Origin of the sequence: Amycolatopsis sp. WAC 04182 (assembly GCF_003947465.1) — a bacterium.
Classification (GTDB): Bacteria; Actinomycetota; Actinomycetes; order Mycobacteriales; family Pseudonocardiaceae; genus Amycolatopsis.
The window spans coordinates 141,258-164,528 of record NZ_QHJJ01000009.1 but is presented as its reverse complement, the minus strand read 5'-3'; the positions used below and the strand labels follow the sequence as shown (position 1 = coordinate 164,528).

The 23,271-nt window shown below is 68.7% G+C and carries 25 protein-coding genes; 17 read left to right on the top strand and 8 right to left on the bottom strand.

Annotated elements, in window-relative coordinates; all coding sequences use genetic code 11:
• Positions 1-66 precede the first annotated feature (66 nt).
• Both DMH01_RS38160 and otsB read left to right on the top strand, forming a co-directional pair.
• The gene (locus tag DMH01_RS38160) at positions 67-1,518 is read left to right on the top strand and encodes a trehalose-6-phosphate synthase (RefSeq protein ID WP_125683639.1); all 1,452 of its coding nucleotides are present in this window, start codon (positions 67-69) and stop codon (positions 1,516-1,518) included.
• A 36-nt stretch (positions 1,519-1,554) separates the two neighbouring features.
• A complete protein-coding gene (gene otsB / locus DMH01_RS38155) occupies positions 1,555-4,083 on the top strand; it encodes a trehalose-phosphatase (RefSeq protein WP_125683637.1) in 2,529 nt (842 codons plus the stop codon).
• A gap of 445 nt (positions 4,084-4,528) precedes the next feature.
• Here the strand turns inward: otsB and DMH01_RS38150 are convergent, their stop codons facing one another.
• The 4 genes from DMH01_RS38150 to DMH01_RS38135 form a co-directional block, all read right to left on the bottom strand.
• Positions 4,529-4,801 (bottom strand): MoaD/ThiS family protein, encoded by a 273-nt coding sequence (locus DMH01_RS38150; protein ID WP_125683635.1) that lies wholly within the window; start codon positions 4,799-4,801, stop codon positions 4,529-4,531.
• Positions 4,802-5,854 carry an exo-alpha-sialidase gene (locus DMH01_RS38145; RefSeq protein ID WP_125683633.1) on the bottom strand — a complete coding sequence of 351 codons (1,053 nt, stop codon included), beginning with the start codon at positions 5,852-5,854 and terminating at the stop codon, positions 4,802-4,804.
• Between the two features lie 165 nt (positions 5,855-6,019).
• Complete coding sequence (locus DMH01_RS38140) at positions 6,020-6,976, bottom strand: glycoside hydrolase family 6 protein (protein ID WP_125683631.1); 957 nt, start codon at positions 6,974-6,976, stop codon at positions 6,020-6,022.
• A gap of 90 nt (positions 6,977-7,066) precedes the next feature.
• Positions 7,067-7,732 carry a C39 family peptidase gene (locus tag DMH01_RS38135; protein ID WP_125683629.1) on the bottom strand — a complete coding sequence of 222 codons (666 nt, stop codon included), beginning with the start codon at positions 7,730-7,732 and terminating at the stop codon, positions 7,067-7,069.
• A 158-nt stretch (positions 7,733-7,890) separates the two neighbouring features.
• Here DMH01_RS38135 and DMH01_RS38130 point away from each other — a divergent pair, with 158 nt between their 5' ends.
• Positions 7,891-8,520 carry an RNA polymerase sigma factor gene (locus DMH01_RS38130; RefSeq protein WP_199745782.1) on the top strand — a complete coding sequence of 210 codons (630 nt, stop codon included), beginning with the start codon at positions 7,891-7,893 and terminating at the stop codon, positions 8,518-8,520.
• Complete coding sequence (locus DMH01_RS38125) at positions 8,507-9,640, top strand: CU044_5270 family protein (RefSeq protein WP_125683625.1); 1,134 nt, start codon at positions 8,507-8,509, stop codon at positions 9,638-9,640. Before DMH01_RS38130 ends, DMH01_RS38125 begins: the two co-directional genes overlap by 14 nt.
• Here the strand turns inward: DMH01_RS38125 and radA are convergent.
• Positions 9,637-10,995 carry a DNA repair protein RadA gene (radA, locus tag DMH01_RS38120; protein ID WP_034310209.1) on the bottom strand — a complete coding sequence of 453 codons (1,359 nt, stop codon included), beginning with the start codon at positions 10,993-10,995 and terminating at the stop codon, positions 9,637-9,639. The genes DMH01_RS38125 and radA overlap by 4 nt on opposite strands.
• A gap of 147 nt (positions 10,996-11,142) precedes the next feature.
• Positions 11,143-11,862, bottom strand: a complete 720-nt coding sequence (locus DMH01_RS38115; RefSeq protein ID WP_125683623.1) for a hypothetical protein — start codon at positions 11,860-11,862, stop codon at positions 11,143-11,145.
• Positions 11,863-12,159: 297 nt separating this feature from the next.
• On the opposite strand from DMH01_RS38115, the gene DMH01_RS38110 reads away from it, so the two are divergent.
• The 11 genes from DMH01_RS38110 to DMH01_RS38060 all read left to right on the top strand — a co-directional run bounded on the left by DMH01_RS38110 (position 12,160) and on the right by DMH01_RS38060 (position 20,088).
• Positions 12,160-12,651, top strand: a complete 492-nt coding sequence (locus DMH01_RS38110) for a CarD family transcriptional regulator (RefSeq protein ID WP_005165253.1) — start codon at positions 12,160-12,162, stop codon at positions 12,649-12,651.
• A gap of 59 nt (positions 12,652-12,710) precedes the next feature.
• Positions 12,711-13,358, top strand: a complete 648-nt coding sequence (locus DMH01_RS38105) for a 2-C-methyl-D-erythritol 4-phosphate cytidylyltransferase (protein ID WP_370323602.1) — start codon at positions 12,711-12,713, stop codon at positions 13,356-13,358.
• Positions 13,355-13,825 (top strand): 2-C-methyl-D-erythritol 2,4-cyclodiphosphate synthase, encoded by a 471-nt coding sequence (gene ispF, locus DMH01_RS38100; protein WP_034310203.1) that lies wholly within the window; start codon positions 13,355-13,357, stop codon positions 13,823-13,825. Before DMH01_RS38105 ends, ispF begins: the two co-directional genes overlap by 4 nt.
• Positions 13,826-13,853: 28 nt before the next feature.
• On the top strand, positions 13,854-14,249 hold the full coding sequence (locus DMH01_RS38095; RefSeq protein ID WP_034310201.1) for a PPOX class F420-dependent oxidoreductase: 396 nt from the start codon (positions 13,854-13,856) through the stop codon (positions 14,247-14,249).
• Between the two features lie 13 nt (positions 14,250-14,262).
• Positions 14,263-14,658: a PPOX class F420-dependent oxidoreductase gene (locus tag DMH01_RS38090; protein WP_125683619.1), complete on the top strand. Its 396-nt coding sequence runs from the start codon at positions 14,263-14,265 to the stop codon at positions 14,656-14,658.
• 107 nt (positions 14,659-14,765) lie between these two features.
• Positions 14,766-15,452 carry an HAD family hydrolase gene (locus DMH01_RS38085; protein WP_125683617.1) on the top strand — a complete coding sequence of 229 codons (687 nt, stop codon included), beginning with the start codon at positions 14,766-14,768 and terminating at the stop codon, positions 15,450-15,452.
• A gap of 46 nt (positions 15,453-15,498) precedes the next feature.
• Entirely contained in the window at positions 15,499-16,890 is a 1,392-nt protein-coding gene (cysS, locus tag DMH01_RS38080) for a cysteine--tRNA ligase (protein WP_125683615.1), read from the top strand.
• 35 nt (positions 16,891-16,925) lie between these two features.
• The gene (gene rlmB, locus DMH01_RS38075; RefSeq protein ID WP_125683613.1) at positions 16,926-17,882 is read left to right on the top strand and encodes a 23S rRNA (guanosine(2251)-2'-O)-methyltransferase RlmB; all 957 of its coding nucleotides are present in this window, start codon (positions 16,926-16,928) and stop codon (positions 17,880-17,882) included.
• Between the two features lie 184 nt (positions 17,883-18,066).
• On the top strand, positions 18,067-19,500 hold the full coding sequence (locus DMH01_RS38070; protein WP_125683611.1) for an MBOAT family protein: 1,434 nt from the start codon (positions 18,067-18,069) through the stop codon (positions 19,498-19,500).
• Between the two features lie 12 nt (positions 19,501-19,512).
• The gene (locus DMH01_RS38065) at positions 19,513-19,863 is read left to right on the top strand and encodes a hypothetical protein (protein WP_125683609.1); all 351 of its coding nucleotides are present in this window, start codon (positions 19,513-19,515) and stop codon (positions 19,861-19,863) included.
• A 9-nt stretch (positions 19,864-19,872) separates the two neighbouring features.
• Positions 19,873-20,088 (top strand): hypothetical protein, encoded by a 216-nt coding sequence (locus DMH01_RS38060; RefSeq protein WP_199745780.1) that lies wholly within the window; start codon positions 19,873-19,875, stop codon positions 20,086-20,088.
• A 68-nt stretch (positions 20,089-20,156) separates the two neighbouring features.
• On the opposite strand, the gene DMH01_RS38055 is transcribed toward DMH01_RS38060, so the two are convergent.
• Entirely contained in the window at positions 20,157-21,020 is an 864-nt protein-coding gene (locus DMH01_RS38055; protein WP_125683607.1) for an alpha/beta hydrolase, read from the bottom strand.
• Between the two features lie 137 nt (positions 21,021-21,157).
• Entirely contained in the window at positions 21,158-21,880 is a 723-nt protein-coding gene (locus DMH01_RS38050) for an alpha/beta fold hydrolase (RefSeq protein ID WP_125683605.1), read from the bottom strand.
• Between the two features lie 87 nt (positions 21,881-21,967).
• Between DMH01_RS38050 and DMH01_RS38045 the strand changes: the two genes are divergently transcribed.
• The gene (locus DMH01_RS38045; protein ID WP_125683604.1) at positions 21,968-22,528 is read left to right on the top strand and encodes a TetR/AcrR family transcriptional regulator; all 561 of its coding nucleotides are present in this window, start codon (positions 21,968-21,970) and stop codon (positions 22,526-22,528) included.
• On the top strand, positions 22,525-23,130 hold the full coding sequence (locus DMH01_RS38040) for a transglutaminase family protein (protein WP_125683602.1): 606 nt from the start codon (positions 22,525-22,527) through the stop codon (positions 23,128-23,130). The genes DMH01_RS38045 and DMH01_RS38040 overlap by 4 nt, the downstream gene beginning before the upstream one ends.
• Positions 23,131-23,271 lie beyond the last annotated feature (141 nt).

Genomic DNA, 23,271 nt, shown 5'->3' with positions numbered 1-23,271 from the left:
CCGTGGCCTCCTCGCGCGATAGGGTTTCCGCTTAGGGCAGCGACCCGCGAATCGAGGGAGCGGCTGGTGGACGAAGTGATTGCCGAGACGAGCAGAACGGCCTCCGCGGATTTCGTGGTGGTGGCGAACAGGCTCCCGGTGGACCTCGAACGGACCGCCGACGGAAGCAGGCGCTGGACGGCGAGCCCCGGCGGGCTGGTGTCCGCGCTCGAACCGTTCCTGCGGTCACGCAAGGGGGCCTGGGTCGGGTGGCCGGGTGTGCCCGACGTCGACGTCGAGGAGTTCGACGACGACGGCCTGGTCCTGCACCCGGTCTCCCTGACGTCGGACGACGTCCGCGACTACTACGAGGGCTTCTCCAACGCGACCCTCTGGCCGCTGTACCACGACGTGGTGGCGCGGCCGGTGTTCGACCGGAGCTGGTGGGAGTCCTACGTCCGGGTGAACCGGCGCTTCGCCGAGGCGAGCGCGAAGGTCGCCGCCGAGGGTGCGACCGTGTGGATCCAGGACTACCAGCTGCAGCTGGTCCCGGCGATGCTCCGGGAACTGCGTCCCGACCTCCGGATCGGGTTCTTCCTGCACATCCCGTTTCCCCCGGTCGAGTTGTTCATGCAGATGCCGTGGCGGACCGAGATCGTCCGCGGCCTGGTCGGGGCCGACCTCGTCGGGTTCCACCGGCCGGGTGGCGCGCAGAACTTCCTCTGGCTGGCGCGGCAGCTGGCCGGCCTCGAGTCCAGCCGCGGCGCGGTCGGCATCCGCACCCGCCCCGGCCTGATGCAGGTCGGCGACCGCACGGTGCGGGTCGGCGCGTTCCCGATCTCCATCGACGCCATCGGCCTCGACAAACTCGCCAAGACCAAGGGCGTCGCCGAACGCGCCGCCCAGCTGCGGCGCGACCTGGGCAATCCGAAGAAGGTCCTGCTCGGCGTCGACCGGCTCGACTACACCAAGGGCATCGACCTGCGGTTGCAGGCGCTGCACGAGTTGCTGCACGAAGGCCGCGTCCGCCCGGAGGACGTCACGTTCGTCCAGCTGGCCACGCCGAGCCGCGAGCGCGTCGAGCACTACCAGCGGATGCGCGGCGACATCGAGCAGATGGTCGGGCGGATCAACGGCGAATTCGCCCGCGTGGGTCACCCGGTCGTGCATTATCTGCACCAGTCCGTGAACCGGACGGAGCTGGCCGCGTTCTTCTCCGCGGCCGACGTCATGGTGGTCACTCCCCTGCGTGACGGGATGAACCTCGTCTGCAAGGAGTACGTCGCCTGCCGCCACGACCTGGGCGGCGCGCTCGTGCTTTCGGAGTTCGCCGGCGCCGCGGCGGAGCTCACCAGCGCGCTCCTGGTCAACCCGCATGACCTGGACGGGGTGAAGAACGCCTTGGAGACTGCCATTACGCTCGACCCCGCAGAGGGACGCCGCCGTATGCGCGCCATGCGTCGACAGGTCCTCACGCATGACGTCGACCGCTGGGCGCGCTCGTTCCTCCAAGCGCTCGGTGCCGAACCGGCCGACTGATTCCCCAACCCCCGCTACGTTCCCGAGGAGAAATCGTTGACCGCCGAGGCACTGCCCGCCGAGCTGCGGCGCGCGATCGTCCAGGTCGCGCGCACCCCGCGGTTGCTGGTCGCCTGCGACTACGACGGCACGCTGGCTCCGATCACGGCCAACCCGGACGAAGCCCGGCCGCTGCCCGAATCGGTAGGCGCACTGAGGTCGCTGGCCGGCCTGCACGAGACGACCACCGCGGTCATCTCCGGCCGCGCGCTGCGTGATCTCGCCACCCTGTCCCGTCTCCCGGCCGAGGTGAACCTGGTCGGCAGCCACGGGTCCGAATTCGACATCGGCTTCATCCACGCGCTCGACGACAAGGCCCGCGAGCTCCACAGACGGCTCGAAGCCGAGTTGGAGAACCTGGTGCTCGACGTGCCGGGCGTCTCGCTCGAGGTCAAGCCCGCGAGTATCGCGGTGCACGTCCGCCGCGCCGAGCACGAGGCGGGCCGCCGGGTCCTGCGTGACGTCCACAATGGACCGGCGCAGTGGGAGGGCGTGTCCACGACCGACGGCAAGGAGGTCGTCGAGCTCGCGGTCGTCCAGACGGACAAGGGCCGCGCGCTGGACACCCTGCGCCACCAGGTCGGCGCGACGGCCGCGGTCTTCCTCGGCGACGACGTCACCGACGAGAAGGCGTTCGCCCGGATCTCCGGCCCGGACCTCGGTGTGAAGGTCGGCGACGGGGAAAGCCTCGCGCAGTACCGGGTCCCGGACACCGTCGACGTCGCGATGGCGCTCGCCTTCCTCCTCGAAGAGCGGCGCAACTGGCTCTACGGCGAGCAGGCGCCGCCGATCGAGCGGCTTTCCATGCTGGCCAACGAACGCTCGGTCGCGCTCGTCACGCCGGACGCCCGGCTGACCTGGCTGTGCCACCCCGGACCCGACGCGCCCGCGATCTTCGCGGACCTGCTCGGCGGGGCCGGCGCCGGACACTTCTCGATCAAGCCGCACCGCAACGGCCTGCCGCTCGGGCAGCGGTACCTGCCGAACACGATGACGGTCGAGACCCGCTGGTCGCGCCTGCTCGTCACCGACTACCTGGAGCCGGAGAGCCCCGCGCACCGCACGGATCTCGTCCGGGTGATCTCGGGCGAGGCGGCGGCGGAGATCGTGTTCGCGCCGCGGCCCGAATTCGGTGGTGTGCCGGTGAAGCTGGTCGCCGAGGGCGACGGGCTCCTGGTGCAGGGCACCTCGGAACCGTTCGCGCTGCGCTCGCCGGGCGTCGAGTGGGAGATCACCTCCGACGGCATGAACGACACCGCGACGGCGCTCGTCACCCCCACCCCGGAAAACCCGGTGGTGCTCGAACTCCGCTGCGGCACCTCGGATCTCGGCGCGCACGAACTGTCCGAAGTGGATCGACGGGCCCGTGCGGGCGACTACTGGAGCACCTGGGCACAGACGCTCAAGCTGCCCAGCGTCCAGACCGACCTCGTCGGCCGCTCGGCGCTCACGCTGCGCGGGCTGGTGAACACCGACACCGGCGGCGTGCTCGCGGCGGCGACGTCCTCGCTGCCGGAGGAGATCGGCGGCGTCCGGAACTGGGACTACCGCTACTGCTGGATCCGTGACGCGGCCATGACCGTGCGCGAACTGGTGCACCTCGGCTCGACCGAAGAGGCGGAAGGCTACCTCCGCTGGCTGCACGGCGTACTGTCCACTTTGGCCGGTCCGGAACGGCTGCACCCGCTGTACACGTTGGCGGGCAGCGTGATCGGCGCCGAAGCGGTCATCGAGTCGCTGCCCGGGTACGCCGGTTCGCGGCCGGTCCGCGTCGGCAACCTGGCGAACCACCAGGTCCAGCTGGACGTGTTCGGCCCGGTCGTCGAGCTCGTGCAGACGCTGGCGGCGGCGCGCGGCGAACTCCGCGACGAGGACTGGCAGATGGTGCGCGCGATGGCCGAGGCCGTCACGCGGCGCTGGAACGAGCCGGACCACGGCATCTGGGAGGAGCGGCACGTGCCGCGCCACCGGGTGTACTCGCGGGTGATGTGCTGGGTGACCATCGACAGGGCGATCAAACTGGGCGAGGTCTACGGCCGCGAGGTGCCGGGCGCGTGGCCTTCGCTGCGCGACGAGATCGCCGCGGACGTCCTGGAGAAGGGCTGGAACGAAGAGGTCCAGGCCTTCACGACCGCTTACGACGGAACGGATCTCGACGCCGCGTCGCTGTTCGTCGGGCTGACCGGGCTGATCGATCCGGCCGACCCGCGGTTCCAGTCCACGGTGACCGCAATCGAGGCGGAACTGCGCAGTGGGTCCACTGTGTACCGTTACCGCCGCGACGACGGCCTTCCCGGCGGCGAGGGTGGTTTCCACATCTGCGCGGCCTGGCTCATCGAGGCGTACCTGCTCACCGGGCGGCGCACCGAGGCCGAGGAACTGTTCACGCAGATCGTCGACGCCGCGGGCCCGACCGGGCTGCTGCCCGAGCAGTTCGACCCGATCGCGGAGCGCTCGCTGGGCAACCACCCGCAGGCGTACTCGCACATCGGGCTGATCCGCTGCGCGAACCTGCTTTCCCAGTAGCGCTCAAGGTCGTGAAGGCCTCCTTCCCTGCACTCAAGGTAGGGAAGGAGGCCTTCACGGCAGGGTCCCGGCAAAGTCGCATAGCCGCTGTTCGGGTTCAGGGTCGCGAGCTACTCGAGACGCGCGTCAAGCCCCCGAGTGTCCACAAGGGACACTTTCTGCCGGTGAAATGTCTGATTGATGGCTAGATGCGCGGTTCTCGATAGGGGTCGTGAGTGGCAATGATCGTTCTAACGATCATTGCCACTCACGACCCCTTCACAAAACGCCCGAATCAGGCACCGTTACCTGGGAAGTGTTTCCTGTGGACAGTCGAGAAGCCGTCAGGACACTCTGACGGGCCCCTCACCAGCACCCGAGTCATCCCTCGACACTCACCTGACCAGCGGCTATGCGACTTTGCCGGGACCATGCACTCAAGGTAGGGAAGGAGGCCTTCACGGCCTCAGCCGCCGGCGACCGACGGAATGATCTGGACTTCCTTCGCCTCGGCGAGTGAGGTCTTGGCACCGTCGAGACGGCGGCACTCCTCACCGTCCACATAGAAGTTCACATAGCGCCGCAGCGCGCCGGTTTCGTCGCGCAGACGGCGTTCCAGCGCGGGGAACTCCGCGCCGAGCGAGTCCAGGACGCCGTCGAGCGTCGAGGCCTCGACTTCGAGTGTGCCGCGGCCGTCCGCGAGCGGCCGCAGCATCGCGGGCAGCAGGACCCGGACCACCTAGACCACCTGGGCCCGCACGCACAGCACGTCCGGCAGATGCGCGGCCACCTGATGCCAGGTGTCGCCTTCGTCGGGACTCGCCCACACTTCACCGGATCGCGTGCCGAAGTAGACGCCGTCCCACGAATCGACGCACATCCCGTCCCGCAGCACGCCCGCGTAGAAACCCTTGTCCGGCAAGCCGTTCCCGAGCCCGGTCCAGGTCTCGCCCGCGTCCTCGCTGCGGTAGACCCGGCAGCGGCCCTCCGGCGGGAAGCGGAGAACGTCCGCCACTAACGGGAAGTTGTAGATGGTGTCCGGTTTGGACGGATGAACGACCATGGCGAAGCCGAAGTCGTTCGGCAGGCCGCCGGCGATCGACTGCCAGGTCTTCGCGTCGTCGTCGCTGCGGTACACGCCGCCGTGGTTCTGCAGGAAGAACCGCTCGGGACGCGACGGATGCATCGCGACCTTGTGCACGCACTGCCCGAATTCGGGCTCCTCGTCGGGCAGGAAACCCGCGCTGATCCCGCGATTCGACGCCGTCCAGCTCTTGCCGCCGTCCTCGGTGCGGTACACCCCGCCGGTCGACATGGCGACAGTGATCCGACCGGGATCCGTGGGATGCGGCAGGATCGTGTGGATCATCTGGCCGCCGCCCCCGGGAGTCCAGTGTGGACGGTGCTCGTGATCCCAAAGCCCGCGGACGAGTTCGAAGGTCTCGCCGCCGTCCTCGGACCGGAACAGCGCCGACGGCTCGACACCGGCGTAGACGACGTCACCGGCGAGCACGATCTGCCAGATGCCTTCGAGCGCGGTCTCCGTGTCGGCGGGGAAGGCGACCGGAGCGTGATCGGGTTGGGACCAAGTCTCGCCGAAGTCCTCCGACGTCGCGATCGTCGGCCCGAAATGCTCGTTGACCGCGGCCGCGTAGACCTTCGTGGGGGCCAAAGCGACCGCCCGGACGGCCTCCATGGGGAACTTCGGTTCGGAGATCTCCCAGTTCTCGCGGTCCTCGCTGCGGGCGAGGAACAAGCCCTTCCTGGTACCGATCCCCAGCTGGAACTCCACGACGCCATCCTCTCGGTCGACACTGTGACTCAGGTCACCGTACTACCGGAGGCGGGGAAATGGAGGCGTCGCGCCGGCTGCTGTCCAAGGGGTCGTGGCCCTCGCCTTCTCGGGAGAACGAGGGTCACAGACGAACAGCCGGCGCGACGGGTCTGAGGGGAGAGGTCAGGTGCCGCTGATCAGGCGCAGTGCCAGATCGGGGCTGAACTGACCGGCTTCGACGTTCGGCGCGATCCCGCACTTGCCGTCGGAGTCACCGGGCACCTTGACCCAGAGCAGCATTTCGGCGCCGCCGCCGGTCTGCGAGGTCGCCCCGAGCTTGCGTCCGGCCGGGTTGCACCACTCGGAGCCCAGCGGGCCGTTGCCGTTGCGGCTCGTGTCGATCACGAACGGCTTGGTGTAGCCGTACTTGCTCGACAGCGCGGCGCTGACCGCCTTGCCGTAGTTCGCCGAGTCAGTGGTGGTCTTGTAGTTCGACACGTTGATCGCGAGACCGCGGATCGACTTCACCCCGACGGCGTTGAGCCGGTCGGCCATGGTCGCGGCGGGGATCCAGGTCGAGTTGCCGCCGTCCATGTACGCCCAGGTGTTCGGGGCCTTCGCGGCGAACTGCTCGGCGGCGTACTTGAGCAGGTCGAGGCGGGTCTGGCGCTCGCCGACCGGCAGGCAGTCGACCTGCGCGAGCGCGTCCGGCTCGATGACGACGACCGCGGGCTTGCCGCCGATACCGTCGGCGAAGTTCGAGATCCAGGTGCGGTACGCCTCCGGGCTGCCCGCGCCGCCACCGGAGTGACCGCCGCAGTCACGGCCGGGGATGTTGTAGGCGACCAGGATCGGCAGCTTGTCCGCGACGTCGGCGGCGTAGGTATAGCCGTCGACGGCCGTCTTGACGTTCCCGCTCCAGTTGCCGAACCAGCGCGCGCCCGCCTTGGTGGAGATGGCGGCCTTGATCTTGTCGGCGGTGCTGCCCGGGTGATCCTTCACCCAGATCGCGGGGTTGGAGTTCGGGTCGACGTAGAAGCCGTTGGTCTTCTCAAGGGGGTTGCCGTCGGCGGCCTGGGCCGGCGCGGCGATGAGGGCCAGCAACGAGGCGGCCAGCAGACCGAGCGTCTTGATGCGCATGACCGTCAGCTTCGAGCCCTCCCGTACAAGATTCGTACAACCCGCGCGTTTCGTCCTCTGAACGCGTCCAGAGGACGAAACGCGGCGAGGTCAGGCCGAGTAGCCCTTCGGCGGGATCAGGGTGGCGAGCTGATTGAAGGTGAGCCAGTAGATCTGGTTGCCGCCGAAGTTGGCCGGGTCGGCGATCTTCACCGTCATGTTGTCGCTGTTGTAGCCGATGATCGTGAAGTAGTGGTAGATCGTGTAGTTCGGGTAGCCCGGCGGGTGGTTGTTCGCCGGGGCGACGATGTTCGCGACGATCGCGTAGCCCTTGTCGACGTCCAGCACGATGTCGCGCCACAGGAGATCACGCTGTGCCTGGGTGGGCGGGTCGTTCGGCATCTCCTTGGTCTCGTACCAGCCACCGGCGACGTGGTTGTTGAGGACGCGGGTGACCTGCCCGATCCAGTCGGTGCCGTTGGTGCTGGTCGGGAGCTCGTTCGCGAGCTGCTGCTGGCTCGGCGGGTTGCCGTTCTTGGCCGAGATGGCGATCCGGGTGGCGGCCGGGCCGCACCAGTACCCGGTCTCCTGGATCTGGTACTGGATGTTGAGCTCCGCGGCCGCCCTGACCCCTTCGACCTTGGCGGGCGGCGCCATCGACTTCACGAAGTCGGGCGCGGGGACGACGTAGTCGCCTTGGGCGACGGCCGCCGCCGGAGCGGTGATCAGTGCGGACACCGCGAGCGCGGCCACGACCGCGGTCCTGAGTCGACGCATGGTAATCCTTCCCCAGTTTCACGTTTGAATGGTGAATACTGAACAGGATCTCCGGTCCCACGGCTTTTGTCTGCGGTGTCACCTGCGCTTTCCCCGTTCGGCCCACGACGAAAGTAGGATCGGATGAACGCTCCGGGCGTCATCGGGCAATAGCGATCGTGCAGGTGATGAAAGACGATCACGAGCAGGCCGGCACGCGCGGGCTGGACAGGCCGGATCTCGGTGGTCCGGATCCCGCACCCGTCTTCGGCCTGCTCTTCGACGCCCACGCGGCCCCGCTGCAGCGCTATCTCGCGCGCCGCGTCGGCACGGAGACCGCGCACGACCTCGTCGCCGAGACGTTCCTCGTGGCGCTCCGGCGACGTGAGACGTATCGTCCCGAGGCCGGCACGGCGCGTGCCTGGCTCTACGGGATCGCGACGAACCTGCTGCGCCACCACGTCCGCACGGAGACCAGGGCACTCAACGCGACGGCCCGGCTCGCGGCCGCCGACACGACGGTCTCGGCCGGACACGACGGCCGCGTCGCCGAGCGGGTCGACGCCCAGTCCCGCGCGGCCCAGCTCGCGGGAGCACTGGCTGAACTGAGCGTCGCGGACCGCGACACCCTGCTGCTGGTCTCTTGGGCGGGACTGGACCCCGGCGAGGTCGCCGAGGCCTTGGGAATTCCCGCCGGGACGGTCAGATCACGCCTGCACCGGATCCGGAGATGGCTCCGCGCCAACGCGCCGGAGTCCACAAAGGACGATTCAAGGAAAGAGGAGGAGGGCGAAAGTGCACGGCGGTAGCATCCGGAAGGTGTGGTCCGAGGCCGAACTCGACGAAGCGCTGGCCGGACTCCACGCCGAGCCGGAAACCCGGCAGGACGAACTTTCCCGCGCCAGGGCGGCGCTCCTGCGCGCCGCCGGCGACGTCGAGGACGAACTCCTACCCGCGACCGCGCCCCCGGTGAAGAAGCGGCCGGGCGCGTGGCGATGGATCGCGGCCGCGGCCGCCGCGGCGCTGGTGTCCGGCGGCGGGATCGTCGCGACGAACGTCTTCACCGCCGACGACGGCCCGGACCCCGCGGCCCACTCGGCCGTCGCCCAGGGCGAGGCCGCCCTCGAAGCCCTCCACGGCGACGACTTCCCGATCCGGGACGACCAGTTCCGGCTCGTCACCGAGTCCACGTGGACCACCCATGTCACCAAGACGGGGCTCGTCTACCAAACCCACGAGATCCTCGAACGATGGCTGCCGCCGCGCAGCTGGATGCCGATCAAGACGCGCTTCACCGGAACCGGCGAGATCCGCTGGGTCAAGGGCGACTACCAGACGGCCAAGAGCCATGGCGAAACACTTCCGGGCCCGTCGTCCCACGTCACCGTGGCGGACGCACGGCCGCCGCGGACCACCACCACGGCACAGGTGCCTCCGCCGGTGAAGACCTCCGAGGATCGGCTGCCGTCGGAAAGCGGGTGGACCGACCCGACCCCGGAGTTCCTCGCCGAACTGCCCGCCGACCCGACGAAGCTGTCCGAGCGGCTCCGCCGTGACGGCCTCTGGCCGGACGGCCGCTCACCGGAGCAGATGAACTCCACCCCCGAGATGTTCGAGATGGCCTTCAAGGTCCTCCGTTCCTCCCAGGGCTTCGGCGCGCTGCGGGTGGCACTGTGCAAAGCACTCGCGAGGATGCCCGGCGTCGACGTGGCGAGCGTGGTCACACCCGGCGGACGGCCCGCGGTGTCCTTCACGGTCGCGTTGCCGGACCGGACGCGCACGTTCGTCGTCGACCGGGCGACGGCCGCCGTCGTCGGGAACCGCGCCGTCCGGTCCAGCGGCCAGGACGAGGGCTGGCCGGGGCTGACCTTGTTCGACACGTCGATCTCGGTGGTGATCACCGAGGACCGCGGCCCCAAACCCGGCTAGCGCGCGTGCTTTGCGGCGTTGAGCGCGCTTCCGACGTCCGGGACCTCCAGCACCCGGATCCCCGGCGGGATCTTGCCGGAGTCCGGCGGCACCAGCGCGTAGGTGAAGCCGAGCCGGGCGGCCTCCGCGAGCCGCCGCCCGACGCTCGGCACCCGCCGGACCTCGCCCGACAACCCGACCTCGCCCATCGCGACGAGCTTGGGCGAGAGCGGCGTGTCCCTCGCCGAGGAGATCAGGGCCAGCACCACCGCGAGATCGATCCCGGGTTCGGTGATCTTCATGCCGCCGACCGTCGCCACGTAGACGTCCTTGTCGCCGACCTTGATGTTCGCCCGCTTCTCGACCACGGCCAGCACCATCGCGACACGTGCCGAATCGAGCCCGCTCACCGCGCGCCGGGGCTGCGGTGACTGGGTCGCCGACACGAGCGCCTGCACCTCGCCCAGCAGCGGCCGCTTGCCCTCCATGGTCACCGTGACCGCGGTGCCCGCGACCGGCTCCGCGGTGTGGCTGAGGAACAGCCCCGACGGATCCGGTACGCCGACGATGCCCTCCTCGACCAGTTCGAAACAGCCGATCTCGTCGGCCGCGCCGAACCGGTTCTTGATGCCGCGCAGCATCCGCAGCGTCGAATGCTTGTCGCCCTCGAACTGCAGGACCACGTCGACCAGGTGCTCCAGCACGCGCGGCCCGGCGACCGACCCGTCCTTGGTGACGTGCCCCACCAGCACGATCGGCAGCCCGCGCTCCTTGGCCAGCGCGACCAGCCCGGAGGTGACCGCGCGGACCTGGGTGACGCCGCCCGGCGCCCCCTCCACCTGCGGCGAGGCCATGGTCTGGACCGAGTCGACGATCAGCACGCCCGGTTTGACCGCGTCGACGTGCCCGAGGATCGCGGAGAGATCGCTCTCGGCCGCGAGGAACATCTCGTCGTGGACGTTGCCGGTGCGCTCGGCGCGCAGGCGCACCTGCCCCGCCGACTCCTCGCCGGTGACGTAGAGCGCCCGGCCCGCGGTGGCCGCCCATTGGTAGGCGACCTCCAGCAGGAGGGTCGATTTGCCGACACCGGGCTCGCCCGCGAGCAGGATGACCGCGCCCGGCACGAACCCGCCGCCGAGCACCCGGTCCAGCTCGGAGACGCCGGTGGGCTTCGCGCGCGCCGTCTCGACGTCGACCTCGCCGATCGGGCGTGCCGGCGCGCTGGGCGCTCCCGCCGCGACCCTGGCTATCGCGGGGCGGGCGTCACCGCGTTCCTCGATGGTCCCCCAGGCCTGACATTCCGGGCAGCGCCCGACCCACTTCGGCGCCTCGTATCCGCATTCACCGCAGCGGTAGGTACTGCCTTTCTTGACCACCCCGCGAGGCTAGCGGCCACCACCGACAAACCCCGGCAACGACGGGCTGAAGGGGACTTTCCCCGCATGTGACGCAGCGAAGGGGCCCTTCACCGCATGACATGCGGTGAAGGGCCCCTTCGGCTCGGCTTATTCGGCTGCGGAGGCTTAGTGCCCGCCGCCCTTGGCTTCCTTCTCCGGCGCGGGCGCCCGGCTGCCCGGGTGCGACGGCGCCGCGACCGGCAGGTCGACCGTGATCGAGCCGGAGTTCTTGAAGACGAAGGTGACCTTGATGGTCTGGCCCGCCCACACCGGCTGCTTCAGCCCCTGCAGCTCGATGGTGGCCTTGCCCACCTGGTCCGGCGCGTTGGTCGTCTCCGGGCCCGCGGACGGCGTGACCGTCCCGGCGGAGCTCGACGGGGCACCGGAAGACGACGGGGCACCCGACGACGACGGCGCGCCCGAGGACGAAGCCGGCGCGGAGGACGAAGCGCTCGTCGGGGCGACCTCCTTGGTCGACTCGACCGAGTCGGACGGGCCGATCACGAGCGCGTGGGTCGCGGCGATGACCTTGGACCCGGCGATCTTGGCGTCCCCGGTGGCGGCTTCGGAGGAGACGGAGACGAGCTCGTCGTCCAGCTTGCCCTGGTTCACGATGGTCAGCGTCAGCGGCGCGGCGGAACCGGCCGGGTACGCCTGCCCCTCGGTCGGGAACTGGAGCGCGGCGTTCCGCAGCACCAGGTCCTTCGCCTGCGCGTACGTCCCGTTGACCGCGGGCTGCTGCGAGTCGGTCTGGGTGATCTGACCAGCACCGCAGCCGGCGAGCACGAGCGCGGCGCCGAGCGCCAGCACACCTGCGCCGAACACGCGACGATTCTGCAGCCTCACGTCGGAGTCCTTCCATCTCACGGCCTCTTCACCGCGAAGACTAGCCGGGCGCCTTAGCGGGCGGAGAACCCGGTGCGTGTTGACACCCCACCAATGCGGTGACGTGCCCAAGATCAACCGTCCACAAAGGATTTGGAAATCGTTCGCTTCTCACCAGCGTGAGCATGGGCGAATTGGGTTTGTCAACCCCCGGGCGGAGCACCGTCAGGCCGCTGACCTGCGACGACGATCGCGGGCCGCTAGGTGGGGCTCGTCGGCACGTGCTAAGATGAATTCAGCGAAAGGGGCAGAGGACACATGGTTTTCAAGGTCGGAGAGACCGTCGTCTACCCGCACCACGGTGCCGCACTCATCGAAGCCATCGAGACCCGCGTGATCAAGGGCGAGGAGAAGAAGTACCTCGTCCTCAAAGTCGCGCAAGGGGATCTTACGGTTCGCGTGCCCGCTGACAACGCCGAGATCGTCGGTGTTCGTGATGTCGTCGGGCAAGAAGGACTGGACAAGGTTTTCGACGTTCTGCGTGCTCCGCACACCGAAGAGCCCACCAACTGGTCTCGTCGGTACAAGGCCAACCTCGAGAAGCTCGCCTCCGGCGATGTGAACAAGGTGGCCGAAGTGGTGCGCGACCTCTGGCGGCGAGAGAAGGACCGAGGACTTTCAGCCGGCGAGAAGCGCATGCTGGCGAAGGCGCGGCAAATTCTGGTCAGCGAGCTGGCGCTCGCGGAGGGCACCGACGAGGACAAGGCTGAAGTCCTCCTCGACGAAGTTCTGGAAACCGCGGCAGTCTGAACCGGCGGGTGTCCCACGCCAGGTGAGGCTGCGGGGGATACCTCTACGATCGCGCACATATGAGCACCGTCCATATGAGCACAATCGTGTTCGTCACTGTCGTTCGACACCATGCCTCCGACGCGGAGCTCGCTCTCGCGCCGGTCAATGGTGAAGCGCTACTCACGCACACTGTGCGGGGGCTGCTCGCTCTGCCGGATCTCGATCTGGTGGTCGTAGCGGCCCCCGAGCGGTGTGCTGATTTGTTTTCGGCCGCTTTGAGCGGCTTCGAAGAGCGTTGCCGGATAGTACCCGGCGCGTCACTCGCGCATGCTTTCGACACCGTCGAAAAGGAGATCACCGGGAATCCGGTCTTCCTCGTGCACGACGCCTTGCGCGCCTTCACCCCCGCGGACACGATCCGTGCCGTCGCGGACGCGGTCCGTGCGGGCTCGCCTTTCGTGGTTCCCGTGCTGCCGATGGCGGACACCGTGAAGGTGACCGACGCGGCGAAGGTGATCACAGGCACGGAAGACCGCGCATACCTGCGCACGGCCCAAACCCCGCTCGGCTTCACTCGTGAGACTTTTCTCTCGTATGCCGCCGAGCCTTCTCTCGACGGCGCGCACACCGTCGCCGGACATCCCGACGCGATGCGCGTCACCAACGCGTTCGAACTGAAACTGGCCGAGGCGATCGCGGTGGCCGGGAAAGAGGAAGTGCTGTGAGGATCGGCAACGGCGTCGACGTCCACCCCGTCGAGGCGGGCCGCGAATGCTGGATCGCCGGTCTGCTCTGGCCCGGCGTCGACGGCTGCGCGGGCCATTCGGACGGCGACGTCGCGGCGCACGCGTTGTGCGACGCGCTCCTGTCCGCGGCCGGGCTCGGTGATCTCGGCGCGGTGTTCGGCACCGGCGACCCCCGATGGGCGGGCAAACACGGCGTCGAATTCCTCGCGGAGGCGCGGCGCCTGGTCGAGGCGGGCGGCTGGACCGTCGGGAACGCGACCGTCCAGATCGTGGGCAACGCGCCGCGCGTCGGGAAGCGCCGCGAGGAGGCCCAGAAGGTGTTGAGCGAGGCCGTCGGCGGGCCGGTGAGCGTCTCCGGGACGACGACCGACGGGCTCGGCCTGACCGGACGCGGCGAGGGCATCGCGGCGTTCGCGACGGCGTTGCTCCTGCCTTCGCAGGAATAGCCGCCGCCGGGAGCCGGTTCGGGCTGTCATGGCAGTCACACTTCCCGAACCGGTCCGCGAACTGGTGGACGGCAAGAACTTCGCGACCGTGGCCACGCTGGACGCCGACGGCGGCCCGCAGACCTCGGTCATCTGGGTGGGCCTCGACGACGGCGATCTGGTCTTCAGCGCCACCGAAGACCGGCTGAAAGTGCGGAACCTGCGGCGCGATCCGCGCGCGAGCGTGTCGATCACCGACGCGGAGAATCCGTACCGGCACACGCAACTGCGCGGCACGGTCACGATCACCCCCGATCCCGGGAAGACGTTGCCGAAGACGCTCAGCCACAAGTACCTCGGCCAGGACCCGCCGCCGGAGGGCGACGACGTCCAGCGGGTGATCGTCCGCCTGCGGGTCGAGCGGATCGCCGGGAACGTCCGGTGATTAGGCTTCCGGCATGGGTGTGACCTTCAACGACGCGACCAAGAAACTCCTCGACGGCAACAACTTCCCGGTGCTCGCGACCATCAACGCCGACGGCTCCGCGCAGACGTCCGTGCTGTGGGCGAAGCGGGACGGCGACACGGTGATCTTCGCGACCGTCCGCGGCCGTCTCAAGGAGCGGAACATGGCCAGGGACCCGCGGGTGTCCGTCTCGGTCTTCGACCAGGAGAACCCGTACGACTACGTCGAGATCCGCGGGACCGTGGAGATGACCGACGAGGGCGGACGCGAGCTGATCAACGAGCTCTCGCACAAGTACCTCGGCAAGGACTACCCGGAGGAGCCGGCGGACGTCGTCCGCGTGCTGGTCCGGATCACGCCCACCAAGATCACCGGCAACGCCGCCTGACACACGCCATGAAAGGCCCCTTCCTTGCGAAATTCGCCATGAAGGGGCCTTTCATCTCACACGCGAGGGGCGGCGAGGACCCCACGATCGTGGCTAATGTGGGGCTCGTGACCTTTCGCGCTGTGTTGTTCGACTTCTCCGGCACGGTCTTCCGGCTCGAACAGGACGAGACCTGGCTCGCCGACCTCACCGACCACGAAGGCGAGAGCCTCGACATCGAGGCCCAGACCGAGCTGATGCGCCGGATGACCGCGCCGGTCGGCCAGGTCGTCGATCTCGACGAGGAGCACCTGCACGCCTGGAACCACCGCGACCGCGACCCGGTGCTGCACCGGAAGGTGTACCTCGAGGTCCTCAAGCAGTCCGGGGTGCCGCACGCCGACCAGGCGGTCGCGCTCTACACCCGGCTGATCGATCCCACCCAGTGGACGCCGTACCCGGACACCGAAGCCGTCCTCAAGGGCGTCTCCGGCAAGGGCGTGAAGCTCGGCGTGCTGAGCAACATCGCCTTCGACATCCGGCCCGCCTTCGGACGCCGGGGCTGGGACGCCTACGTCGACGAGTTCATCCTGTCGTTCGAGGTCGGAGCGGTGAAGCCGGAGCCGGAGATCTTCCGCGCGGCCGTCGAGCGGCTCGGGGTCGACCCGGCGGAAACGCTCATGGTCGGCGACAGCGAGGAGGCCGACGGCGCCGCACGCGCGATCGGCTGCGCGTTCGCGCTGGTAGAGCCGCTGCCGACGACCGAGCGGCCGGACGCCCTGCTCAGCGTCATGCGTGCCCATAACGTGCTGTAATACGGTCACTGCGACACCGCTCACGCCGACCCCGTACCCTTTTAGGGTGGCACTACACCTCTATGACACGGCGACCCGGAGCGTGCGGGAATTCCATCCCGCCCGTAGCGGAACGGCGTCCATGTACGTGTGTGGTGCCACCGTGCAGGGTGTTCCCCATATCGGCCACGTCCGCGGCGCGCTGAACTACGACGTCCTGCGCCGCTGGCTCGTCCACAGTGGACTCGACGTGCTGATGGTCCGCAACGTCACCGACATCGACGACAAGATCCTCACCAAGGCCGCCGCGGCGGATCGTCCCTGGTGGGAGTGGGCGGCCACGCACGAGCGCGCCTTCGAGTCGGCGTACGAAGCCCTCGGCTGCCTGCCGCCCTCGATCGCCCCTCGGGCGACAGGGCATGTCACGCAGATGGTCGAGCTGATGCAACGGCTGATCGACGGCGGGCACGCGTACGCCTCGGGCGGCGACGTGTACTTCTCGGTCAAGGCGTTCGACGGCTACGGCGATCTCTCCGGCCAGAAGCTCGACGAGGTCCAGCAGGGCGAGAGCCTCGGCGAGGGCAAGCGCGACGCGCGCGACTTCACGCTGTGGAAGGCCGCGAAGCCGGGCGAGCCGTCATGGCCGACGCCGTGGGGTCCCGGCCGTCCCGGCTGGCACCTCGAATGCTCGGCGATGGCGACCACGTACCTCGGCGCCGAGTTCGACATCCACGGCGGCGGCGTCGACCTGGTGTTCCCGCACCACGAGAACGAGCGCGCCCAGTCGAACGCGGCGGGTGACCCGTTCGCGCGGTTCTGGCTGCACAACGCCTGGGTGACCCTGTCCGGCGAGAAGATGTCGAAGTCGCTGGGCAACACGGTCTCGATCCCGGAGATGCTCAAGAACTACCGGGCGCCCGAACTCCGGTACTACCTGGTCCAGCCGCACTACCGGTCGACGATCGAGTACTCCGACGGAGCGCTCGCCGAAGCCGCGCAGGGCTACCGGCGGATCGAGCAGTTCCTTCGCCGCACGGCGGGCATCGCCGGCGCGGTCCACCTCGGCGAGATCCCGGACGGGTTCGCCGCCGCGCTCGACGACGACCTGGCCACTCCGCAGGCCTTCGCAGTGCTGCACAACACCGTCCGCGACGGTAACGCCGCCCTCGACGCGGCCGACAATTCCAAGGCACTCGAAATCGCCGCCTCCGTGCGCGCGATGACCGACGTGCTCGGCCTCGACCCGCTCTCCGCGCGCTGGTCCGAGGCGGGCGGCAATGAGACGCCCACCCGGCAGGCGCTGTCCGAACTCGTGGAAGGGCTGCTCACCGAACGGCAGCAGGCCCGCGCCGAGAAGGACTTCGCCCGTGCGGACGCCGCGCGTGACCGCCTCCAGCAGGCGGGCATCGTGGTGGAGGACACCCCGAACGGTCCACAGTGGACCGTCAAGGACGTCTGACACTTACTCGGTTTCTAGCTCAAGGATTCTCACTGATGGCAGGCAACTCCCGGCGCCAGGGCGCTATTCGCAAGCCCGGCACGAAGAAGGGTCAGGTCGTCGGCTCCGGCGGCCAGCGCCGGAAGGGCCTCGAAGGCAAGGGCCCGACGCCCAAGGCCGAGGACCGGCCCGGCCACAAGGCGTATCGCATGTCGAACGCGCGTGACCGCAAGGAACAGGCGCGGCAGAAGAAGGCGGACAAGCCGGAGCTGATCGCCGGGCGCAACCCGGTGGTCGAGGCGCTGCGCGCCGACGTGCCCGCCACCGCGCTGTACGTCGCGATCAACATCGAGATCGACGACCGCGTGAACGAGGCCGTCCGGCTCGCCGGTGACAAGGGCATCTCGATCCTGGAGATCCCGCGCGAGGAACTGGACCGCAAAACCAACCGGGCCATGCACCAGGGCCTCGGCCTGCAGGTCCCGCCGTTCGTCTACGCCGACCCGCGCGACCTGATGGCCGTGGCGAAGGACTCGGGGCAGACCCCGCTGTTCGTCGCGCTCGACGGCGTCACGGACCCGCGCAACCTCGGCGCCGTGATCCGCTCGGCCGCCGCGTTCGGCGCTCAGGGTGTCCTCCTGCCGGAGCGGCGTAGCGCGGGCATGACCGCGGTCGCGTGGCGGACCTCCGCCGGCACCGCGGCCAAGCTGCCGATCGCCGTCGCGACCAACCTGACCCGTCAGCTGAAGGCGTGGAAGGACGACGGCCTGATGGTCGTCGGCCTCGACGCGGACGGCTCGGTGGACATCGACGAACTCGACCTCGCGGCGGATCCGCTGGTCATCGTGCTCGGCTCGGAGGGCCGCGGCCTCTCCAGGCTGGTGCGCGAGACCTGCGACGCGACCGTGTCGATCCCGATGGCGGCGGGCGTCGAGTCGCTCAACGCGTCGGTCGCGGCCGGAGTGCTGCTGGCCGAGGTGGCGCGCCGTCGTCGTATCGCGGGACGTGTCTGACCCCGCACTTCGTCACACGGTGCGGGGTGCAGTGTCCCTTGGTGAACCCGCGTCCGCGATCGACGTCGGCAGGGCGGGTTCACGGCTGTGGTCACTTTTCCGGGGCATCTCAGCTCCGCCACCAGGCGCGCAGGCTAAGGTCACCAGCGGATAAAGCGTAACCGCCCTGGGGGACCCCGCACCGATGTCGTTCATTTCACCGCTGTTCCTGTGGTACTTCATGCCGGCGGTCCTGCTCGCCGTGCTGGTGTGCCCGCGCGGCTGGCGGAACGGCATCGTCGCGGTCGGCAGCCTGATCTTCTACGCCACCGGCGCCGGGCCGTACACGCTGGTGCTGCTCGGCTGCATGGTGGTCAACTTCCTGGCCGGGCCCGCGCTGGAGCCGAACGCGTGGGACCTGCAGAACAAGCGGCGCAAGCGGCTGCTGCTCGGGGTCATCGGCCTCAACGTCGGCATGCTGCTGATCTGGAAGTACGCGGGGTTCGCGACACAGCAGATCGCGGCCGTGACGCACTGGTTCGGCGGCGATTTCCCGGTGGCCGACCTGGTGATCCCGATCGGCATCTCGTTCTACACGTTCCACCACATCTCCTACGTGGTGGACATCTACCGCGGTGAACGCCGCGCGCTGCGCGACCCGGTGTCGTTCACCGCGTACATCGCGATGTTCCCGCAGCTGGTGGCCGGGCCGATCGTGCGGTTCCGGGAGATCGCCGACCAGCTGCCGCAGCAGCGGTCCCACCGCCTCGACGACATCGCCGCCGGTTTCCCGCGGTTCGCGCTCGGGCTGTGCAAGAAGACGATCATCGCGGACTCGCTCAGCCCGATGGTGGACGCCTGCTTCAACACGCCACCGGACCAGATGACCTTCGCCATCGCCTGGCTCGGCGCGATCGGGTACACGCTTCAGCTGTTCTTCGACTTCTCCGGATACTCCGACATGGCGATCGGGCTCGGCCGCATGCTCGGCTTCCGGCTCCCGGAGAACTTCGCGAGACCGTATTCGTCGGTGACCATCACCGAATTCTGGCGACGCTGGCACATGTCGCTGTCGCGCTGGTTCCGCGACTACGTCTACATCCCGCTGGGCGGCAACCGCGCCGGCGCCGGGAAGACGTACCGGAACCTGTGCATCGTGTTCGTGCTGACCGGGTTCTGGCACGGCGCGCAGTGGACGTTCCTGATCTGGGGCATCTACCACGGCGCGCTCCTGATCGTGGAGCGCGCTTTCGGCTACGACGTCACCCCCAAATCGCAGGCCGCCCGCATCGGCCGCCGCGCGCTGACGCTGGTGCTCGTGATCTTCGGCTGGGTGTTGTTCCGCGCCAAGGACCTGCCGTCCGCGCTCGGCATGATCGGGCACATGGTGCTGCCGGACTTCACGGGCCTCACCGACCTCGTCGAGAGCGCGGTGACCAACCAGCGGCTGGTCATCCTGCTGTGCGCGCTGGCGATCGTGTTCCTGCCCGCGCATCCGGTGACCGGGCCGCTACTGGAATCCTCACGGAGCCGCTCGGCGACGGCGCTGCGGATCGGCGTGATGACCGTCGGGCTGGTGTACGCGGCCATCCTGATCGCGACCGGGACGTTCAGCCCGTTCCTCTACTACCAGTTCTGAGGGAGCCCGAGTATGACCGACCTGGCCGCACAGCCCGGCGTGATCGCCTACGTCGACAACCACGACGGCCCGCGGCGGCTGCTCACCATCGACATTCCGCTCGTCCGCCATGCCCAGATCTTCGCGCCTCTCGCGAGCATCGACGGCAGGCAGTACGTGGTCTCGTGGGGCGCCGTCATGTTCGAAATCCCCGCTGACCGGAATGTGCATGTCAGCGTGCATCTGCATACCAACTACACGGGCCGCGCGGGAGACACGTCGACCCAGTTCGCGTCGATCGTCCTCGCGCCCCACGCGGCACCGGTCCGGCTGGCCGCTCAGTTTCCGACCAACGGGGAGGGTTCGCTGCTGCCGGTCGGTTAGCTTGGCCGCATGACCGACGACTGGAAGCGGGATCGCATCGGTTCGGCGCTGCGCGGGGAGAACCCGACGGTGCTGCGGCGGCTGGACGCGGGCTTCGCGGTGATCGGCGATACGCAGTTCCTGCCGGGCTACTGTGTTCTGCTGACCGATTCTCCCGGTGTCGGCAGGCTGACCGACCTACCGCGGCCGCGGCGGCTGGAGTTCCTGGCGGACATGGAGTGCTGACCGCGGAGATCGACAGGCTGCGAGCCTGAAGCGCCCTCACCGCCGAAACCGGCGGCGAGGGCGCTTTCTCAGACGAGATCGACCAGCAGTTCGGCGAAGATCTCAGGCCGGCTGAAGTAGCCGACGTGCGACGAGGCCAGCGTGCGCACCTCGAACGGGTTGTGCGGAGTCAGCTCATCGGCCTTGCGGATCATGTAATCCTGCACCGCCGGAGTGATGCTGAGGTCCTCGGCGAGCCGGACGTAGGTGTGCGGGACGCGCCCCCACCCGTCCGCCTGAACCAAGGCGCCGGGCTCGAGTACCGCGTAGCTCTCGTCCGGATCCAGAGAATCCAGCAACAGCCGGAACTGGTGGTCGGTGGCGTCGGCCATGATGGCGGCCTTCAACTCGGCGAACAGGGCCGGGTCGCCGTGGGCGCCGCGCCAGTTCAGCCGGGCCACGCCGGGTTCATCCACCTCCGGCACGGTGATCCGCGCCGCCAGCGCGTCCAGCAGGTTGTCATCGACCACGTCCCACGGTTCGGTGAGCATGGCCGGGTCGCTGAGACAGAGGGCGGAGAGGTAAACGACGCGGCCGAGCAGTTCCGGCACGGCGTTGGCGACGGCGCTGATCGTCAGCCCGCCGAGGCTGTTGCCGACCAAGACGACCGGCGCTCGGCCGTCGAGCCGTCGCAGGGTGTCCACGACGTGCCGCACGTTGTCCTGCAGCGTGACTCCACGCAGCGGGGAGGGAGCGGAGGCCAGTGCCGTGAGGTCCTGGGGTTGGCGGTAGTAGGCGGCCGGGCTGTCCGCCCGGTCGCCGTGGCCGGGCAGGTCGACGGCGTGCGAACGGTAGCCGAGCAGCGCCAGTTCGTTCTGCAACGGGCCCCACGCCCGTGCATTACTGGAGCCGCCGTGAACGAAGACGAAAATGGGGCGCGAAAGTGCGCGCATGGTGAAAGATCCTTGTCATCCCTTGGCGAACGGTGGACGTGTGGACCTCGACGCCGACGAGGGCGGCACCAGGTCAGCGCGTCGACCGGGTGCGAACGGCCTGCCAAGTGTGGATGACGGAACTCATGATGATCACCTTAGCCGGGGGTGATGCGGGGCGCCTCCGATTTACCGGAGCTCGACAGGCTGCGGGCCGCGTCGAGCAGCAACAGGGAGAACTCCTTGCCCCGCACCATCGGCAGATAGTGCCCGGCTTTCGGAACGGTGATGAGGCGCCCGTCGGCGCAGGCGTCGAGAAAGCGGCGTTCATGGCGGCGGAAGTGATCGTGTGACCCGTTGACGAGCCAGGTGGGGCCCGGATAGGTCGCGAGTTCCGCGAGCACGTCGAAGTCCGCGAAGGCCTCGGCGACGTCCGGGATGACCTCGGTCGCGATGCCGCCGCCGATCACCGCTTCGGCGAGTTTCGGTGGCAGGACACTTCGGAACTGCCATCGGCTCAGCCGTTCGCCCTGGTCCGGCAGCCGCATGAGCAAGCGGTGCGCCACGCGGAACGGTGTCTCCAGCGTTCTGCCGGGCAGGTAAGTCGAATCCGCGAGGACGAGGCCTGCCACGCGCTCCGGATACCGCGCGGCCGCGGCGATGGCGACGTAACCACCGAGGGAATGCCCGACGACCAAAGCGGGCTCTTCGATGGCATCGGCGATCGCGTCCGCCGCGGCGGCCATGCTGAACCGCTCGCCCCGACGGGTGCCGTGTCCCGGCAGGTCGACCGCTGTCGCGGGATGCGCCGAGCGTTCCAGTTGGCCGGTCCAGGCGGCACCGCTGAGCCGGATGCCGTGGACGAAGACGAGGGGGACCATGGACTACCTCCTAAATGCAACGCACCGTTGCGTTGCAAAGTACGCGTCCTCACGGCGAAACGCAACGGTGCGTTGTATTGTTCTCCGGTGAGCACCCGGAACGGCCCTCGCAAGGCCGAGGCGATCTTCGCCGCCACCCTCGAACTTCTGGCCGAGCACGGCTACGACAAGCTCGCCGTCGAGGCCGTCGCCGCCCGGTCCGGCGTCAACAAGACGACGTTGTACCGATGGTGGCCGTCGAAGGACGCGCTCCTGGCCGCCGCGCTACGCGATTCCGGCCTGTTCGCCGTCGACGTCCCCGACACCGGGAGCCTGCGCGGCGATCTTCTCGCCGTGGCAACGCAGATCCACCGGCTGCTGACCTCGGAACGCACCGCGCCGGTCGTCACGGCGGCCCTGACCGCGGGCCCCCGGCGCCCCGAACTCGGTGACGTGTCACGGAGTTTCTTCGCCGACCGCATGGCACGCGAAGAGCCGATCTTCGCCCGGGCCACCGCGAGAGGCGAACTGCGCGCGGGTGCCGATCCGGTTCTGGTGATGGATCTGCTCGCGGGAGCGATCTGGTTCCGGCTGCTGCTGCGCGGCGGCGAAGCCGGTCCGAAATTTCTCGAAGAGGTTGTCGACACAGTACTGGGTGGTGCCGCGTGAAAATCACGCTGAAGATCGAATCCGAGCGGCTCGAAGAGTATCTCGCCGCCGACGCGGTGATCGATCACGATCACCCGCTGATCCGCGAAACAGCTGACCGGCTGTCACCGACCGGCGGCACCGAAGTCGACGTGATTCGTTCGATGTTTCACTTCGTGCGCGACGAGATCGCCCATACGGTGGACGCCGCCGATTCACGGGTCACTCTTATGGCCTCCGAAGTTCTGCGCGAGGGAGTGGGACTCTGCTACGCGAAGGCCCATCTGCTGGCTGCTTTGCTTCGCAGCCAAGGCATCCCGGCAGGGTTCTGTTATCAGCGGATCGGCGTCCTGCACGGGCTCAACGGCGTGTACCTCGCCGGTCTCGACCGGTGGATCCGGCTCGACCCGAGGGGCAACAAAAACGGCGCGGACGCTCAGTTTCCTTTCATACGAGCGAGTTGCCCCGAAGACGAGCGGCTCGCGTGGACGCTCGACCCGAGCAAGGGGGAGATCGACTTCCCCACGGTGTACGCCGCGCCGTCTTCGGCGGTCGTCGAAACCTTGTCGTCGGCGAAGCCCGGACCCGCGTGGTACGAAGGAATCCTTCCGCACGCTCCGTGAGTGGTTTTTCCGCGATCCGGGGAAACCTCCGATGCGAAACCGGCATCGCCGTGCGTCACATTCGTTGTTGGTGGCTTTCCCCCGAATTTCTTATTTCGACATTGTCACGATGCGCGTAGAGTAACTCCCCGCACTCGAACA